An 18,421-nucleotide genomic window follows, 5' to 3' on the forward strand; every position below is an offset into this window, starting at 1 on the left:
AGGCCTCAAGTTCACCTACTGCCCTCTGGCTCCCCTATTACTTCCTGGTAAGCTGGGAGCTCTCTTTTAACAGGCGTCTCAATGCTGGAAATTATCGATGCGTCTGACGATGCAAAAGCGTTTATCAAGCAACAGGGAGGCGTGGTGACCGTGCGTTTATCACCCCGCCACGGCTGCTGTGGGGGGCTCGCCAACGTTGCCGTCGCCGAGGCGAGTGCCCCCAAAGACCCTTCGCTTTACCAGCGCCATAGTGATGAAGATATAACTCTCTTCATTGCGACAGAGCTTGCCTACCAAGGACTGCGTGTCGACGTTGAAGGGTTCTGGAAGTTGCGCCACCTGTATGTGGATGGCTCATACCCGAGCTCTGGGCACACGAATAAACACTAGCGCTAGACACGCCGCCAGCATCAACCCCGTAGTCAGCCATAGCGCTCCAGCACCATTTTGCTCTATCAATAAGCCAAACAGCAGCGGTGCAAAGGCTTGCGCAGCCCTGGCCGGGGCGATAATCAAACCTTGACGCTGACCAAACCCTTTTGGACCAAACAGCGCAAGCGGCAGCGTGCCGGAGGCAATCGTCATCATGCCATTGCCCGCGCCATGGAGTAGCGCAAATCCCGCGGCGGGCATACCCACTGTGGCTAGCAGTGCCGCACCAAGGGGGTGGAGCGTTGTGGCCACCCGCGCCGCCACCAATGGGTGCAAATGGCGAAGCAGTGCAAACTCGCCCAGCCGTGCGGCTACTTGCGCAGGCCCTACCAACGCCGCAGCGGCTACGGCCACCGAAAGCGACACGCCGGTTTCCTGCAAAAGCCTGGGCAGATGCGCCGCCATCGCCGTCGACACAAACCAGCCTGCGGCAAATACATAGGCTAATAAAATCATCGCCAGGCGTGGCCCGCTCTGGCGATGGTACAGATGTTTCGTCATTGAAATGGTGAGTGCTATCACCGGCTTTGGGCAGGCGGGCATTCAGCGGTAGGCCCATCACTATATGCATAATGGCCCAGGCGCCACAGGTGGCCCGCCACCCGAACTCATTTTCCAACAAGGCCGTTAGTGGCCAACCGATAGTGCTGGCAAACCCTGCCAGTAGCGTCACACCGGTAATAGAAGCGCGGGCGCTGCGACCTAATAGCCGCCCGAGAGTAGCAAAGGCGGCGTCGTATAGCCCCATCGCCATGCCCACGCCGGTAATCAGCCAGGCAAGCATTAGGCTTAACACACCTTGGGACAGCGCCATGATGACCAAGCCAAACGCCAGAACAACGTTGGATGCCATCAGCACGCCTCGCCCACCTTGCTGGTCAATCAAGCGTCCTACGCTGGGGCCAAGCATGGCGGTTAACAGCAAGGCGACAGAGAACGCCGCAAACACCCAGCTTGGCGACATCCCTAGCTCGCGGGCCATGGGCACCGCAAGGATAGCGGGCAAGTAATAGCTGGAGGCCCAGGCAAGAGTTTGTGCACTGCCTAAAGTGAGCGTTAAACCCAGCCTGGGCGAAGCGCGGATCATGCGACTTGCTTAGGCAACGCTAGGGCCATCAATGCGCTGGCAGCCACTAAGGCGGCGGATACCCACAGGCAGACGCTCAGCCCATATGCCATATATAGCCAGCCCGACAGTAGCGTGCCCACTAAACGCCCCATGGCATTGGCCATATAATAGAAACCAACATCCATGGAGACGCCATCGGCGCGGGCATAATGCACGATCAAGTAGCTGTGCCAGCTGGAGTTAATCGCAAACAGCACCCCAAAGGCGAGCAGCCCGACGACCAGCCAGCCCACTTGCGCCAAGGGCAGCATCGCCAACACAATCGCCAGCACCGCCAGCGCCGCGGCCCAGCCTGCGGTAAGCGCCCGAGCATCGCCTTTGATCAGCCGGGTTAATTTAGGCGCCTGGGTTTGCACTCCACCGTAGCCAATAACCCACACAGCCAGCAGTCCACCCACTGTCCAGTGTGTCCAGCCGTGCTGGTCGTATAAGAACACCGGCAGCGCTACTACAAACCACACATCCCGCGCCGAAAATAGGCAAAAACGCGCCGCGGAGAGCACGTTAATCGCACGTGATTTTGAGAAGATTTCGGAGAACTTGGGCTTTACTTTTTGGCGGCCTAAATCCGCCTTTAGCCGCAGCAGTGAAAGCAGCAGCACGCCACCCAGCATCACTGCCATGACGAACACTGCCGCCTGGAAGCCAATCAAGGTGAGCAGAAGCCCGCCGACAAAAAAGCCCAGCCCCTTAAGCGCATTTTTAGAGCCGGTCAGCATCGCTACCCAGCGGTAAAGCGAGCTATTGGCGTTGGCGCTCTCTTTAGGCACCAGTACTTTAACGGCGCTTTTAGCGCTCATTTTGTTGAGGTCTTTGGCAATCCCCGATAACGCCTGAGCGGCCATTACCCAGGCAACGGTCAGCAGGCTAGCGGGCACCATCAGCATAGCGAGCGCAATGATTTGCAGCCCAAGCCCCACATTCATGGTGCGATTGAGCCCCAACCGCGCGCCCAACCAACCGCCTACCAGGTTAGTCACCACGCCAAAGGCTTCGTAAAACAAAAACAGCATGGCGATTTCCAACGGCGAGTAGCCCAGTTGGTGGAAGTGCATGACCACCAGCATGCGCAAAGCGCCGTCGGTTACCGTGAACGCCCAGTAGTTGCCGGTAATCAGCATGTATTGGCGCACCTCGAAAGGTAGCGCCTTTACGCGGGCACGCATTTTCAAAAACGGCGAATCAGCCACGAGCCACCTGCTCACGCCCGACCATCAGGGCCAGCTCAGCGGTACGGTTAGCATAGCCCCACTCATTGTCGTACCAGGCGTAAAGTTTCAACTGGGTGCCGTTGATCACCATGGTGGAGAGCGCATCAATAATTGAGCTGCGCGGATCGGTGCGGTAGTCGATCGACACCAGCGGGCGCTCTTCATAGCCCAAAATGCCCGCCAGCGGGCCATCGGCAGCGGCTTTTAGCGCCTGATTGACTTCGTCGACGCTCACTTCACGCTCAAGCTCGAACACCATATCGGTAAGCGAAGCGTTAGCCAGCGGCACACGAATCGCATGACCGTTTAGCTTGCCTTCCAGTTCGGGGAAAATCGCGGTGATGGCTTTGGCTGAACCGGTCGTGGTGGGAATCAGGCTCATGCCGCAAGCGCGGGCGCGGCGAAGGTCTTTATGCGGCGCGTCTAAAATCGTTTGGGTATTGGTGATGTCATGTACTGTGGTCATCGAGCCATGGCGAATACCAAAGCTCTCCTGAATGACTTTGACTACCGGCGCCAAGCAGTTGGTAGTGCAACTTGCCGCCGTCACAATGGGGTGCTGTGCAGGATCATAAAGATGGTCGTTCACCCCTACCACCACGTTAAGTACACTCGGCTCTTTGACCGGTGCGCTGACCACTATCCGCCCTACCCCTAGATCAAGGTATGCCTGCAGCTTTTCGGTAGTTTTCATTTTGCCCGAGCACTCGATCACTACATCACAGCCAGACCAGTCGCTGTCACCCAGGGCCTTATTAGAACTAAATGCTATCGGTTTACCATCGATGATAATGCTACTTTCCTGGGCGGAGATGCCCTTTCCAGGGGCCCAGTGGCCGTGTACCGAGTCAAACTCCAGCAGGTGGGCAAAAGTGGCCGCATCACCGCCTGGGTCATTAATGCGCTCAAGCTCTACCGCACCAGATTCTACCTGCGCCCACAAGCTGCGCAGCGCCAAGCGACCAATACGTCCAAAACCGTTGATACCGATACTGAGTGTCATGGAAGCTCCTTATGAATCTATTGGGTAAAAGCATAATACCTACATACGGAAAAACATATATTAATGCATAAAAAAAAGCGCATTAACCAGTAGGCCCACCGATGAACGATGGGCCTACTTTTAAAAAAGCTTAACCATAACGACCGGAGATATAGTCTTCGGTCTTCTTCTGCGCCGGGGTTGAGAACATCACTTTGGTATCGTTGTACTCAATGATTTCACCCAGGTGGAAGAACGCCGTGTAGTCCGCCACCCTCGCCGCCTGCTGCATATTGTGGGTAACGGTAATGATGGTGAACTTTTCTTTCAGCTTGTCCATCAAATCCTCGATCGTTGCCGTCGAGATCGGATCCAGCGCGGAGGTTGGCTCATCCATCAAGATGACATCGGGCTGTACCGCAATGGCACGAGCAATACACAGGCGCTGCTGCTGACCACCGGAAAGCGAGGTGCCAGGCTCATGCAGCTTGTCTTTCACCTCGTTCCAAAGCCCGGCATCGCGCAGTGCCTTTTCAACCAGCTCTTCTTGCTCGGCTTTACGGCTAACCAAATCGTGCATACGCGGTGCGTAGGCAATATTTTCAAAGATCGATTTAGGAAACGGATTCGGCTTCTGAAACACCATGCCCACCCGACGACGTAGCGCCACTTCGTCCATTTTAGGCGCATTAACGTCTAATCCGTCCATCTCGACCAGACCTTCGGTACGCACGCTAGGAATCAAGTCGTTCATACGGTTCAAGCAGCGTAAAAATGTCGACTTACCACACCCCGAAGGGCCAATCAGTGCCGTCACATTTTTCTGAAAAAGATCGATATTCAGATTATTCAACGCTTGGTTTTTGCCATACCACAGATTCAAATCGCGAACCCGGAAACTCAGGTCGTGGCACGCTGTATCATTTCGTGTATAGGGTTGCCCAACCGCAGGTGTCTGCTGGCCGTTCATTACAGGTGCTTGGCTATTCATAGTCATGTCCTCTATCGCGCTGGCCTACCAGCGACGCTCAAATTTCTTACGTAACACAACGGCAAAGGCGTTGAGTGAGATGAGTATGGTGAGAAGCACCAAAATACCACCGGCGGTTTTTTCCACAAACGCCTGTTCAGGCTCACCTGACCAAGTGAATATTTGCGCGGGCATCACCGTTGCCGCTTCGGTAAATGTCGCGCTCACATCAGGGATAAAGGCCACCATTCCTACGATAATCAACGGTGCTGTTTCACCCATCGCTTGCGCCAAGCCAATAATAGAGCCGGTCATGATACCTGGCATTGCTAACGGCAAAACGTGATCGCGTACTACTTGCCAGCGCGAACAACCGACACCAAAACCCGCATGGCGGATGGAATCCGGGACACTGCGCAACGCAGTACGCGTCGAAATGATAATGACCGGCAGGGTCATCAATGCCAGCGTCATACCACCCACCAATGGTGATGAGCGCGGGACACCGAAGAAGTTTATAAAGATCGCTAAACCTAGCAAACCAAACAGGATCGACGGAATCGCGGCCAGATTATTAATGTTGATTTCAATCGCTTGTGTAAAACGGTTATCCGGGGCAAATTCTTCCAAATAAATTGCCGTCATCACACCGATAGGGAAGGATATCGCCAGGGTAACGATCATGGTCATCACTGTGCCGACCACTGCCGATAAAATACCCGCGCTCTCGGCGATTTTGGAATCACCTGTCCCAAAAAACGTAGTATTGAAGCGCAAACTTACCTGGCCAGATTCGACACGCTCGTCTATGGCCGCCTGTTCCTCTTCATTAAGACGATGACGATGGCCTTTAAGATACTGATCAGCCTCGCTATTAACCAGCAACCAGCGTTCTTCGGAGGTGCCAATCATGCTTTCATCATTGCGCATCTCAAGTGGGATAGTACGCAGCTCTGTACGGCTTACTAATGGCACCAACTCTTCGGCAATTGCCTTACGAGCATCAGTAGTAGCTTCTTCTGTATAATTAAGCTCTGTCTTGACATACGCTTGCTGAAACGCAGGCAAGCCTTTATTCAGCATATCGGCAAAAAACAGCACCAGAAACAACCCGGCAAGGCCCAACGCCCCCATGGAAATCCACTTCAAGCGTGAAGACTTACGGTGACGCCGCTTTAACTGCTGGCTGATTTCGTCAAAAGTATTGCTCATCGAAACAGTTCCTCAGCGTTACAGGTTATTCACGCGATATTTTTCACGGAAACGACGGATCATCAGAACCGACACCAAATTAAGTGCAAGGGTGATCACGAAGAGCACCAATCCGAGCGCAAAAGCTGATAATGTTTCAGCACTTTCAAACTCTTGGTCGCCGGTAAGTGCCGCCACGATTCGCACAGTCACCGTGGTCATATCTTCCAAAGGATTCGACGTTAAATTGGGGCGCATGCCCGCCGCCATGACCACAATCATGGTTTCACCCAGTGCCCGAGACATGCCTAAGAGCGCTGCAGAAATAATCCCCGGCATTGCGGCAGGAACCACCACGTCACGAATCGTTTCGCCTTTGGTCATCCCCAGCGCCAGCGAACCCTGGCGCATGGTATCGGGTACCGAGTTAATCACGTCATCAGACAGCGATGAGATAAACGGAATGATCATAATGCCCATCACAATACCGGGTGCCAGCGCATTGTTATATGAAGCGTCAAGTCCAAAAAAACCGGCAATATTGACGATAATTGGCGCGACGGTGATGGCAGCAAAAAAGCCATAAACTACGGTAGGGATACCCGCCAACACTTCGAGCACCGGCTTGGCAACGGTGCGCACCTTGCTCGGCGCATACTCAGACATATAAATCGCCGAGAGCAAACCGATAGGTACCGCCACCAACATAGCGATGGCGGTAATCATAAAGGTACCGGCAAACAGCGGCACTGAGCCGAACTCAGCGCCGCCTCCATCACCACGACCCGCAGACGCTAAAAAGCTGGCGCCGGGATTCCATGTAGTGCCGGTAATAAACTCCCAGAAGCTGTGCATTTGGAAAAAGCGCAGCGCCTCGGAAATAATCGAGAACAAAATACCGAACGTCGTGAAAATTGAGATTAACGCTGCCCCGGCCAAGATCATGCGGATTACCCGCTCAATAGCTTGACGAGCATGAAAATCGGGCTTTACTTGGTTAAGACTGACCATCAATCCTATGGCTGCCACGACCAAACTGGCCGCGAGCAAATAGAGCGTAGGAATATCGGCACCCATTAACAGCAGCGCGAAAGCGCCAACTGAGCTCACTAGCACGGCTGGACCGGCTGTGGAAAGCACGGTAAACCAAGCGTACTGATCTGGCTGAGCAAACATAGCCGTGCCCGCGCTTCGTAAACGAGTGGCTTTTGAACGGCCAGCAAAAAAAGCCAGCAGCCCCAGCAGTAATAACGCACCGCAAAAAATCAAAAGAAGCTGGTTGGTCTGCATCGCATCTCTCTCACGTCGTCACCGGTTAAGAAGCCTATTAACAATAACGGGCCGACAGCTTGCGCTGCCGGCCTTTTTTACATCTAAATCAACCGCTTACTTAAGAACGTCTGCTGACATTGTAGTGCGATCTGCTACAGCCTGACGCCACTCTTCACGCTCGTCTTCCGGCAGCACGATCAAGCCGATATCTTTCAAGTAACCATCTGAGCCAATCATCTGCTCGCTCATAAACATCTCGACGTAGTCAGCCATCGGCGGTACTTCATCGGCGTGCTGGTTCTTCACGTAGAACCACAGTGAACGCGCAACAGGGTAGTCACCCGAGCTGATTGCTTCTGGCTCTGGCGCAACACCCTCAATGGTGGCACCGTTCAGTGTATCGGTGTTTTCTTCAAGGAATGAGTAACCGAAGATACCCATTGCGCCGGTATCTTCACTCAAGCGCTGAACGATAAGGTTGTCGTTTTCGCCAGCGTCGATGTAAACACCGTCAGAGCGAATATCGGTGTAGCCTTCTTCGCCGTAAACATCCATTTCAAGCGATGCAGATTCCAGTACGAGCTCTTCAAAAGCGTCACGGGTACCAGAAGTTGTCGGCGGACCATAGATGGAGATTTCACGGTCTGGCAGCGAAGAATCAATTTCGCTCCAGTTAGTGTAAGGGTTATCAACTAGCTCGCCATCAACCGGCACCTGAGCGGCTACTGCCATGAAAATCTGCTCAAGCGTCAGGTCAACAACGTCATTTTCGTTGGATTGGCCTAAAACGATACCGTCAGAACCGATTTTAGCCTCGGTGATATCGGTAACGCCGTTCTCTTCACAACGCTCGAACTCAGACACTTTCATGCGGCGTGAAGCATTAGTGATGTCCGGAGTGCCTTCACCAACACCGTTACAGAACAGGCGCAAACCGCCACCCGAACCAGTCGATTCAATAACAGGCGTCGGATTGCCGGTCGTCGCACCGAACTCTTCAGTTACGTAGCTGGCAAACGGGTAAACGGTACTGGAGCCTACGATACGGATTTGATCACGGGCTTGGGCAACACCGGCAACGCTCATTACAGCAGCCGCGATAACGGTGGTTTTTAGAATACGGTTCATGCGAAATACTCCTGTTCATGTAGGGATCTGGCCTTCGCAAGGCATACCTTGCACGGGTTCCATGACAACTTCATGACAGCGAGCAAAACGTGAAGAATTTTTCGTTACGTGGCTGCATCCAAGCTTTACATCACCACAACAAACCTAAGGCAGCGAGGGTGCACAACGCTAGCGAGGCACCTTGCAGTAGGCGTCGATCCAATCGGTGGGCGACGGTATCGGCCAAGGCATTACCGATTAACACCGCGGGCAGGAAGGTCAGCGCGACCTGGAAATGCCAGAGTTGAATCTGGTCAGCCAGGGTGAGAGTGACTAAGGTCAATAGGGAGGTCAAAATGAAAAAAGCGGCTAAATTGCCGCGCACGCGATCCGCCGGAAGACCATGCATCAGCAGCACAATGGGCGGGCCGCCAATGGCGGCGACGGTGCCGAAAATACCGGAGAGTATCCCCGCGCCAAACAGCGTTATGCGGTTTACCGGCAGTTGAAAGCGGCACAAGGTGACAAGTACCGCAAACAGGACGATGACCGCAATCAGCTTTTCTAGCAGAAACATAGGGGCGGCGAGCAGCAACCAAATACCCAGCGCATTGCCGGGAAGACGCCCCACTAGCGCCATACCAATGGAATCCAGGCGCACCTCATGCCAGTAGTGGCGAACCATCATCAGCGAAACGGTAAATCCAAATAGCACCAGAACGACCGGCACCAGCCGCGGCTCAAGCATCAACAGTAGCGGCGCACCGATAACGGCTAAACCAAAACCGGTAGCGCGCTGTACAAAGGCGCCCAGCAGAAGTACGCCGGAACAGGCCAACCAGGTACTCATGGGCATATTGACCCACACCAGCAGGCTATTCATCAGTGCCGCTCATCCCTGTTGCTCTTCAACACTGGGCGCCTTGGTTAATTTGCGTACACCGATATTGCCCAGTAACGCAGCACCCAGCATGGTGAGTACCATGGGCCAGAGGTGCTCAACCTCAAAGAGCCCTACCATAACGCCCGCGAACGCACCGCAGGTAAATTGGATGCCGCCCAGCAGCGCTGTGGCCGTGGCGCTGATATGGCCAAAATGATCCAACAGCGACGAGATCGCGTTGGGCGTTATCAGCCCGATCATACCGGTAAATAGCATAATCAGCGGCACCACAAACGCTAGCGTCGCTATATCCAAGGCGGTCACCGCCACTAGCCCTAGCGCCGCCACCAGCTGTATAAGCAAACCTAGGCGCAAATTTTGCTGGGGGGTGCGCTTGCGCAGCAGGTGAATATTGACCCGGTTAGAGAGCGCAATTACCACCACGTTGACCCCAAAGACCAGCGGATAAGTACTTGGTGAGAGACCAAAATAATCAAGGTACAGAAACGGGGAAGCGGTCACGAAAGCAAATAGCCCCGCAAAGGAAGCCGCTACCGCGCAGATATAGCCCATGCCTTCCCGGTGTTTAAGCACGCTGGCGTAGTTGCGGATTACCTGCCGCGGTGAAGCTGCAGGCAGCGACATATCACGGGTTTCAGGCAGGCGCGTTCCTAACAGCCAGAGCAAAAAACCCGCATAGACAGCCAGGAACACAAAGATCAGCCACCAGCCGGCAATATGCAGTAGTAAACTCCCCACGGTAGGCGCCACTAACGGTGCCAGCATCATGATCATCGCCATGGTGGACATCACTTTGGCGGCCTCGCGCCCGCTAAAGCAGTCGCGCACGATCGCCGCCGAGTTGACCACGCAGGCCCCGCCCCCTAGCGCCTGGATAAACCGCCAGACCAGCAGCGTGGGCAAACTGTCCACCAGGGTAATAGCCAGGCTTGCCAGCATGAAAACCACTAGGCCACTCAGAAGAACAGGCTTCCTGCCCAAGCGATCCGATAGCGGCCCAAAGCAAAGCTGTCCCAACGCAAAGCCAAACAAAAACACGCTAATGGAGAGCTCAGTACGGTGAATACTAGCGCCGATGCTCTCCGCAATGACCCCCATGGCAGGCAAATACGCGTCGATAGCAAAGGGCGCCAGCGCCGTGTTGGCGGCAACCAACATGGCTACCCGACGAGGATTAAGATCCATGGGTCTCCTTAAGGCGATGATATACGCACTGGAATAGATAGGCCGCTAATCATAGCCGATTTCAAGCCATTTGTCGGGGCTGGATGCTATCGAGCAATAGCCCTGGAGATGGCCAGGGGCTTATCAGGGTGAGGGATGTTTAATGGTGCGTAGTGGCATCTTGCGACTCAAGCATCTCAACCAGTGGCTGAAACTGCTCACGGTTATGCTCGTTCATATGCATTAGAATGCGGTGGGCTTCCAGGATCCGGTCGCGCAGCCCTTCTTCATCTGCGGGCTCTTGGGGAAGCTCTTCAAGCGCATTATTGAGCGTAGCTGCCTGCTGTAGCGGCGCTTCCATTAGGGTGAAAAAGCGCGCAAATCCCATCACGTCCAACATCTGCCGCACGTCGGGATTATCGACAATAATCGTTGGTGATTGCTCCAGGCGCCCTTTCACCGCCATGGCGACCTTGGCCAGAAAGCCAAGCGCCGTGGAGTCCACATTGGTCGCTTCACGCAGGTCAATCAATACGGCACGCAACCCCGGCGTCTCGGCGAGACGTTGAGCTTGGGTATCCAGCGTGGCGCAGAGCGTCAAGCGCACATCACCACACAGTTTTAAAACAAAAACACCAGAATCGAACGCCGCTTTAATGCGGCCTTCTTCAATCAGCATGACCAAATCCGCTCACCATCATGATTGTTAGGTCATCGGGTAAAGCATCGCGTTCTTGGTTGGCATCGAACTCCGCATCCCCTGCAGCAAGAGGTGCGTTTGTTTCTGCCAGCCGGTCGCGCAGCTGCTCAAGCGTGACACTCTCACTTACTAATTGCTCAAGCTCCTTGAGCCGCGTGTCGAGCGTTTTACCCGGCAAGCATTCCAATACACCATCTGAACAGAGCCACAACCGAAAGTCACTCGGCAAAGTACAGCTCAGCGCAGGATACTCCACATCGGGGAAAAGGCCTACCGGCATTCCCTCGCCTTCTAACCGGCGTAGCTCTCCCCCAGCCGCTAACAGGGGCATGGGGAGCTGTGCGCCGAGCGAATAGTGCAGAGTATGCGCCTCATGGTCAATAACACCGACAAATAAGGTGGCATGTTTGCCGATATCGGTGCCCTGCAGCTCGCGGTTCATTGCCTTTAGCCAATCTGGAGGCAGATTTTCTGGGTGCTGGCCATCCCACTCACTCAGCCAGCGGTTGCATAAGTATTTGAGCAGCACCGTGACGAACGCCGACGAGGCGCCATGACCCGATACATCAGCGAAATAGAAGGCGCTGTAACGCTCGTTATAGCGTTGATAATCGAGAAAATCACCGGATAAATAGAGCGAAGGGGCAAATACGTAATCGTAATACACCCCATTAATCACTTTGGGGCGTAGCGGTAGTAAACGCCGCTGGATATGCCCCCCGCTCTGTTGATCCATGCGCAGCAGGGCCAAGTGAGTCTCCAGGCTCTCATTTAGCTCCGCCAGACGCGCATGGTCACTCTCACGCTCCAACGCCAAATCGTTAAGCTCAATGGCCTTGCGGATCATGCGTCGCAGCAGTTCAGCGTGACGCAGTGGGTGGACGATATAATCCACCAGCCCCACATCAATCGCCTTAATCAAGTCGGCATCCTGACGCGAGTCGCTGACCACCAGTGTCGGCAGGCGACGTGTCAGCTGCGACCACTGCTGCCTGGGCACCGCTCGTGCGTGAGCAACAATAAGCGCCGTGTCAGGGGGCAAATGCTCGATATCATCCGATGCAAAAACCCACATGCCGTCGCAGGTAATTGCTTCAGCCAGCGCATCGCGCTCACGACCCGGTTCGTCGATCACCGCGATCAACTGCTTAGAGTGATCCATCATAAGCCTCAATCAGCGACGTTGCCGCTAGAGCCGCTATCATCCTGGTCACTGTCTTCAAAATCGCTGTCATCAAACTCGAATGTTTCGCTGGCAAAGGGGTCATCGCCCAATTCTCCATCGCTCACCTCAAATTGGCGGCTCTGTAAGTAAGCGTCACGAATAAAACGGTAGCGATCACCGCGAATTAATTCTTCCTGGTCAAGCAAACCCGCACGAATATCAATCACATTGAGTGCCGTCAGGCTTAGTCGAACGGCGTCGTCGTCTACGTAATACAACGGATACGAAGTCATATCAGCAGGCAAGCCGGTGGTGTCCCGCAGCGTGCTGGGGCCCAACAAAGGAAGCACCAGATAGCGCGAATCTTGCCAGCCCCAAACGGCCAACGTTTGGCCGAAATCTTCTTTATCCGCGGTAATTTCCATCAGAGTGGCATAATCCAGCAAGCCACCAATACCCACCGTGGAGTTAATCAGAAAGCGGGAGGTTGCCAGGCCTGCGTTGGCAGGCTTGCCTTGCAGCACACTATTAATGGCAGTGCGCACTTCGCCTAAGTTAGCGAAAAAATTGCCCACCCCGGTTTCCACTGGGTCAGGGGTAATAGTGCGATAGCCTTTTGCCACCGGCTTAAGCGCATAGCGATCCAGCACATCGTTAAATGCAAACACTTTGCGGTTAAAGCCTTCCCAGGGATCCTCTGGAGCAGCATTTTCTGCCATTTGCGTGCTGGCACAGCCGCCGGTTGCGAGTAACGTCACCAGCAGTAGTGGCACCCCTTTGCTACGCAGCGAAAGCGCAGGCTTGTCTTTATTTAACCACTGCCACATGACATTTTCCTTTTTTCAATTCCACAGCGCACTTATAGACGCCGGATAACCACATTGCCTGCGCTATAACCTGCCCCAAAGGAGCAAATCACACCAATATCACCCGCTACAAGCCCCTCGCGATGGAGATGAAAGGCTATGATGGAGCCTGCTGAGCTGGTATTGGCATAACGATCCAAAATGATCGGCGCCTGGATGTCACTGGGGTCATAACCCAATACTTTGCGGGCAATCAAATCGTTCATATGTCGGTTGGCTTGGTGTAGCCACATACGCTTGAGATCGCTACCGCTTAACTCCAAGGAGGCCAAATGATCAGTGATCAATTTAGCCACCATCGGACAAACCTCTCTAAATACCCGTCGACCCTCCTGCACAAACAGCTTGTCCAAGGCCATCGGGTCACTGTCCGTTACGCGATTAAGAAAGCCAGCATTATTGCGAATCGCGTTGGAAAACTTGGTGACCAAGCGGGTACCGAGTATTTCAAACTGCTCAACAGCCACGGCATCGGCGTTATTTTCTAGTACTACAGCGGTACAAGCATCGCCGAAAATGAAGTGGCTGTCACGGTCTCGAAAATTAAGATGCGCTGAGCAGATTTCAGGATTGACCACCAGCGCGCGCTTGACGCTACCGGAGGCTATCGCATTGGCAGCGGTTTCCAAGGCAAACGTCGCTGAACTACAGGCCACGTTCATATCAAATCCGTAGCCGCTGGTTCCCAGCGTTTGCTGTACTTCTACAGCCACTGCAGGATAGGCGCGCTCTAGATTTGAGCAGGCAACAATGACCAGTTCAATGTCAGCAGCATCCACTTGGGCAGCGTCAAGCGCTTGGCGCGCGGCAGCGATCGCCATCTCGCACTGAATCGAAGGTTCGTCATTACCCCGCTGCGGCAGTTTAGGCCGCATACGCTGTGGGTCAAGTATTCCTGAAGCGTCGAGCACATAGCGGCTCTGAATACCGGACGCTTTTTCGATAAATTCGCTGCTGGAGTGGGCAAGCGGTTCAAGCTCACCGCGCTCGATGGACTCGGCGTGTTGCCCATTCTCGGCGTCTACCCAAGCGTTAAATGCCGCCACCAGGGCTGCATTATCAATGGCGTGTTCCGGGGTATAGAGCCCTGTCCCGGTAATCACCGCATTTATCATCTACCTCTCCTTTTCACCGCGGCTTACGCCAGGAAGCTTAAACCGCCACCCATACCATTACTGTGTGCGTTTAGCGCGCTTTTTTCCACCCCGCGGCTAAACGTTAATTATCTCTTGCCAGCGCTTTTCCAGTCGTTTTACCGACACCACCATACTAGTACCCAACTGCTGGGCGAATAGCGACACCCTAAGCTCTTGCAACCACCAGCCAAAAGCGACCAGTTCTGGGTCTTCCACCCGCCCGCGCCGCTCGCTCTCGCGGCGGGCATCAAAGCGGGCCTCTAATGACTGGACCTCTTGCATCATCATTTGATCGCGACCGCGTTCACGAGCGGCTTTTTCAAGCCGAATGAGTGCCGCTTCGGTGTAGCGCGGGTATTCGTCCAGCCAAGCGCCAGCATTGCGAATAAAGCCGGGATATACCAAGCGCTGCATCTGCGCGCTAACATCGCTGTACACCAGCGCCAGGGCAAAATTAAGCTTGCCTTTGAGCAGCTTACTAACTGCCAGATGGCCCTGTAGCGCGGCTTCTACCCGCACCAGCAGAGCTTGCGCTTCGTCAACCAGTTGGTTGTGTGTTTCTGCTAGGCGCTGGCTAAACTCCCCTTCCGAGCGCGGCAGGGGGTGCTGAGCGATCACCTGGGTAAACACCGCAAGCAGCAGATCGTCAATCAAGGCTTGCTTGCTGCCCACTTTGGCGAACAGCAGCGCGCACTTCTCAACACCCGGCAGTTGCTTAATCGCTTTAACCTGTTCGGGAAGCTTTGCAATGCCCAGCCGGGCGATGCCCTCCTGGTGGGCAGCGTCAGCTTTAGCAGGGTGATCAAATAGCGCTACTTTGAACTCGCTGGTTTCAGCGACCAGGGCAGGATACGCCTCTACACGAATGCCTGCCTGGGTGGTGACCCGGGAGGCAGGCAGCGGCGTTTTGGGTAGCCCGGCAACGGCGGGCTCATGGCTAACCTGTTCGGCCAGCGCCTGAGCTCCTGCGCTGGCTGCCGCTTCAAAGCGCTGTTCCAGGGCGCGCAGATCGCGCCCCTGGCCTAAGGTTTCGCCCGCATGATCGACCACGCGAATATTCATGATCAGGTGCGGTTCGAGCAAGTCTAGGCGCCAATCGTCAGGATGCACCCGCGTCGATGTCCGGCGGCGAATAAACTCCCCTAACGCCTCGGTTAACGGGCGTTGATCAGGCACCAGGGTTTCCAACGCCGCATCCACCCAATCGGGAATCGGCACCACCTGTCGGCGGATGCTTTTCGGCAACGACTTCAGCAGCGCAATACACTTTTCACGCAGCAGCCCAGGCACCAACCACTCCAGAGCATGCACCGGCACTTGCGGCAGCATGGCGGCGGGTACAGTCAGGGTAACACCGTCATCTTCGGCTTCAGGGTCAAAGTGGTAACTGACCGGATAGGCCACGCCCGCCAGCATTAAATGATCCGGATACTGCGCCTGAGTAACGTCATCGGCATCCCGCGCCTTAAGCGAATCAATATCGAAATGGAGTAATTGCGGATCTTGCTGTTCGGCCTGTTTGCGCCAATGCTCAAAGCCCTTGCCGTTGACGATGTCAGCCGGAATCCGCTGATCGTAAAAATCAAACAGCGTATCTTCATCGACCAGAATGTCCCGCCGCCGAGCACGATCTTCCAGCGCTTCGACTTCGTCGATCAGTGCGCGGTTATGAGCAAAGAAGGCGCCTTTGGTTTGAAACTCTCCTTCCACCAGCGCCCGGCGAATAAACAGCTCCCGAGACTCCTGAGGGGCGATGGGGCCATAGTGCACCCGACGCCGCGCCACAATGGGCAGGCCAAACAGCGTAACCTGCTCAAAGGCCACTACCTGGGCGCGTTTCATTTCCCAATGGGGTTCGCTGTAGCTGCGCTTAACCAAATGCTGCGCCTGGGGTTCGATCCACTGGGGGTCGATCTTGGCCACGGTGCGGGCAAACAGTTTGGAGGTTTCTACCATCTCGAACGCCATGATCCACTTGGGCGACTTCTTGGCTAACCCTGAACCAGGATGGATCATAAACTTGCGGTTGCGGGCACCAAGGTACTCGCGGTTCTCCACCAGCGTACCCAGGTTAGAGAGCAGCCCTGAAAGTAGCGCCTGATGAACCTTGCCTGAAGTTTTACGCCGCGTTTGACGCGCCTGCTCTTCGCTCTCGTCGTCATTGCGGGGCGGCGGTGCGGGCACGTCAATGTCCATATCGCGCAGCAATTGGCGCAGTTGGCGGAAGGTGTCGTGCCACTCGCGCATGCGCAGGTAGTTGATGTAGTGCTCGCGGCACCAGCGGCGCAGCTGATTGCCCGACAGCTCCTCGCGGGCATTCTCAATGCCGTGCCAGAGGTTCAGCAAAGCGACAAAGTCGGAATCCGGGTCGTGCCAACGCTGGTGGGCTTGGTCGGCGGCCTGACGCTTATCCGCGGGTCGGTCGCGGGGGTCTTGAATAGCCAGCGCCGAGACCACAATCAGCACATCGCGCAGGCTGCCGATTTCGGCCCCCGACAGCACCATGCGCGCTAAGCGCGGGTCAATCGGCAGTCGCGCCAGCTTACGTCCCAGCGGGGAAAGGCGCTGCTTTTCATCCACTGCGCCCAGCTCGAACAGTAGTCGAAAGCCGTCTTTAACAAAGCGGCTATCCGGTGGGTCAACAAACGGAAACGCTTCAATATCCCCAAGCTTTAGCCCCAGCATCGAAAGGATGACCGACGCTAAGTTGGTGCGCTGGATTTCGGGATCGGTAAAGCCGGGCCGGGAGAGAAAATCCTCTTCGCTGTAGAGGCGAATGCACACGCCTTCGGCGATCCGTCCACAGCGGCCTTTCCGCTGGTTGGCGCTGGCTTGGCTAACCGCTTCCACCGGTAGACGCTGGATCTTGGAGCGGTAGCTGTAGCGGCTGATACGCACCAATCCTGGGTCAATCACGTAGCGAATGCCGGGCACAGTCAGCGAAGTTTCCGCCACGTTGGTGGCGAGTACAATGCGCCGACCGCGGTGCGGTGCAAAAACGCGGTTCTGCTCTTCGTTGGAAAGCCGTGCGTAGAGCGGCAGGATTTCAGTGCCTTTCAGCTCGGCGCGGCGCAGGGTATCGGCGGTTTCACGAATCTCGCGCTCGCCGGGTAAAAACACCAGCACGTCCCGGGGGCCGTGTAGCCAGCCTTTTTCGCGCTCAACAGCTTCAATCTCCTCTACTGCATGGAGAATGCCCTCTTGCAGCGTGCGGTCTTCTTCATCGTCTTCATCGCGGACCAATGGCCGGTAGTGCACCTCAACGGGGTAGGTGCGCCCTGTGACTTCCACCACTGGGGCGGGCGTTTTAGCCGTGCCGAAGTGCTTGGCAAAGCGCTCTACGTCGATGGTCGCCGAGGTAATGATGATTTTTAGATCGGGCCGCTTGGGCAACAAGCGCTTGAGGTAGCCAAGCAGAAAGTCGATATTCAGGCTGCGCTCGTGGGCCTCATCAATAATTATAGTGTCGTAACGCAGCAAAAGTGGGTCATTCTGCGTTTCGGCCAGCAAAATTCCGTCGGTCATCAATTTAACCAGCGTACCCGGACTGCTCTGGTCGCTAAAGCGCACCTGGTAGCCCACCTGTTCGCCCAGGGAAACCTGCAGCTCCTCTGCCAAGCGTCCTGCCACACTGCGAGCAGCCAGACGACGCGGCTGAGTATGACCAATCAAACCACGGCGACCGCGCCCCAACTCCAAACACATTTTAGGTAGCTGGGTGGTTTTGCCTGAGCCGGTCTCCCCCGCCACCACCACTACTTGGTGATCGCGTATCGCGTTAACGATATCTTCTTTTCGTTCAACTACCGGCAATTCAGGTGGGTAATTCAGCGCGACTTGTTGGGCTTCACGCAAGCTGAGCTGTTGCTGAGCGCGATCGAGCTCACGCTGCACTTCATCCAAACCACGACTAATCGGCTTGTTATCACGCTGACGGCGGTACAAACCAGCCAAGCGACGTTCCAGCCGTTCGGCATCACGCAACATCACACTCCCTGCCGCCTGTTGCAGCGACGCGAGACGTTGGCTATCGGTGGGGGCTGGGGATGTGTCGGTGGTCACGATTGAGTCGGCTTCCATTCGCTTGGGCATTTAACAAGAGACGTCTAAAAAGAGATAGAAAAAAACGACCCGCTCGATTGAGCGGGTCGGATAGTGTAACGCTTTCAGCTCCACGACGCCTAACCACAAA

15 protein-coding genes and 1 pseudogene are annotated in these 18,421 nt (G+C 55.1%); 1 reads left to right on the forward strand and 15 read right to left on the reverse strand.

Translation table 11 applies throughout. The annotated features are described in order from the left end of the window. Positions 1 to 81 precede the first annotated feature (81 nt). Positions 82 to 390, forward strand: coding sequence for a CC/Se motif family (seleno)protein (locus U738_RS18205; protein WP_035583838.1), 309 nt, complete (start codon positions 82 to 84; stop codon positions 388 to 390). On the opposite strand, the gene U738_RS23620 is transcribed toward U738_RS18205, so the two are convergent. The 15 genes and pseudogenes from U738_RS23620 to hrpA all read right to left on the reverse strand — a co-directional run bounded on the left by U738_RS23620 (position 355) and on the right by hrpA (position 18,309). Continuing rightward, complete coding sequence (locus U738_RS23620; protein ID WP_231896867.1) at positions 355 to 933, reverse strand: hypothetical protein; 579 nt, start codon at positions 931 to 933, stop codon at positions 355 to 357. The two genes, U738_RS18205 and U738_RS23620, sit on opposite strands and share 36 nt — an antisense overlap. A 94-nt stretch (positions 934 to 1,027) precedes the next feature. Beyond that, a pseudogene (locus U738_RS23625) lies at positions 1,028 to 1,519 on the reverse strand (MFS transporter); the annotation flags it as partial. After that, positions 1,516 to 2,727: an organoarsenical effux MFS transporter ArsJ gene (gene arsJ, locus U738_RS18215; protein ID WP_035585626.1), complete on the reverse strand. Its 1,212-nt coding sequence runs from the start codon at positions 2,725 to 2,727 to the stop codon at positions 1,516 to 1,518. The gene arsJ and the pseudogene U738_RS23625, both read right to left, overlap by 4 nt. A gap of 16 nt (positions 2,728 to 2,743) precedes the next feature. Beyond that, positions 2,744 to 3,775, reverse strand: a complete 1,032-nt coding sequence (locus U738_RS18220; RefSeq protein WP_035583840.1) for an ArsJ-associated glyceraldehyde-3-phosphate dehydrogenase — start codon at positions 3,773 to 3,775, stop codon at positions 2,744 to 2,746. 130 nt (positions 3,776 to 3,905) lie between these two features. Beyond that, positions 3,906 to 4,745, reverse strand: a complete 840-nt coding sequence (pstB, locus tag U738_RS18225) for a phosphate ABC transporter ATP-binding protein PstB (protein ID WP_035583842.1) — start codon at positions 4,743 to 4,745, stop codon at positions 3,906 to 3,908. 24 nt (positions 4,746 to 4,769) lie between these two features. After that, a complete protein-coding gene (gene pstA / locus U738_RS18230) occupies positions 4,770 to 5,936 on the reverse strand; it encodes a phosphate ABC transporter permease PstA (RefSeq protein WP_035583844.1) in 1,167 nt (388 codons plus the stop codon). An 18-nt stretch (positions 5,937 to 5,954) separates the two neighbouring features. Further along, positions 5,955 to 7,205: a phosphate ABC transporter permease subunit PstC gene (pstC, locus tag U738_RS18235; protein ID WP_035583846.1), complete on the reverse strand. Its 1,251-nt coding sequence runs from the start codon at positions 7,203 to 7,205 to the stop codon at positions 5,955 to 5,957. Positions 7,206 to 7,301: 96 nt separating this feature from the next. Further along, positions 7,302 to 8,315: a PstS family phosphate ABC transporter substrate-binding protein gene (locus U738_RS18240; protein ID WP_035583848.1), complete on the reverse strand. Its 1,014-nt coding sequence runs from the start codon at positions 8,313 to 8,315 to the stop codon at positions 7,302 to 7,304. 130 nt (positions 8,316 to 8,445) lie between these two features. Then, on the reverse strand, positions 8,446 to 9,177 hold the full coding sequence (locus tag U738_RS18245; RefSeq protein ID WP_050713361.1) for a sulfite exporter TauE/SafE family protein: 732 nt from the start codon (positions 9,175 to 9,177) through the stop codon (positions 8,446 to 8,448). Positions 9,178 to 9,186: 9 nt separating this feature from the next. Continuing rightward, positions 9,187 to 10,383: a Bcr/CflA family multidrug efflux MFS transporter gene (locus tag U738_RS18250; RefSeq protein ID WP_035583850.1), complete on the reverse strand. Its 1,197-nt coding sequence runs from the start codon at positions 10,381 to 10,383 to the stop codon at positions 9,187 to 9,189. Positions 10,384 to 10,522: 139 nt separating this feature from the next. Beyond that, a complete protein-coding gene (locus tag U738_RS18255) occupies positions 10,523 to 11,041 on the reverse strand; it encodes an STAS domain-containing protein (protein ID WP_035583852.1) in 519 nt (172 codons plus the stop codon). After that, positions 11,031 to 12,224, reverse strand: a complete 1,194-nt coding sequence (locus U738_RS18260; RefSeq protein WP_035583854.1) for a PP2C family protein-serine/threonine phosphatase — start codon at positions 12,222 to 12,224, stop codon at positions 11,031 to 11,033. Before U738_RS18260 ends, U738_RS18255 begins: the two co-directional genes overlap by 11 nt. A gap of 8 nt (positions 12,225 to 12,232) precedes the next feature. Further along, entirely contained in the window at positions 12,233 to 13,054 is an 822-nt protein-coding gene (locus U738_RS18265; protein WP_035583856.1) for an MlaA family lipoprotein, read from the reverse strand. 32 nt (positions 13,055 to 13,086) lie between these two features. After that, positions 13,087 to 14,208 (reverse strand): beta-ketoacyl-ACP synthase III, encoded by a 1,122-nt coding sequence (locus tag U738_RS18270; RefSeq protein WP_035583858.1) that lies wholly within the window; start codon positions 14,206 to 14,208, stop codon positions 13,087 to 13,089. Between the two features lie 96 nt (positions 14,209 to 14,304). Then, positions 14,305 to 18,309: an ATP-dependent RNA helicase HrpA gene (hrpA, locus tag U738_RS18275; RefSeq protein WP_035583860.1), complete on the reverse strand. Its 4,005-nt coding sequence runs from the start codon at positions 18,307 to 18,309 to the stop codon at positions 14,305 to 14,307. Positions 18,310 to 18,421: the final 112 nt, after the last annotated feature.

Source organism: Halomonas sp. TG39a (genome assembly GCF_000744395.1).
GTDB classification, from domain to species: Bacteria; Pseudomonadota; Gammaproteobacteria; order Pseudomonadales; family Halomonadaceae; genus Vreelandella; species Vreelandella ventosae_B.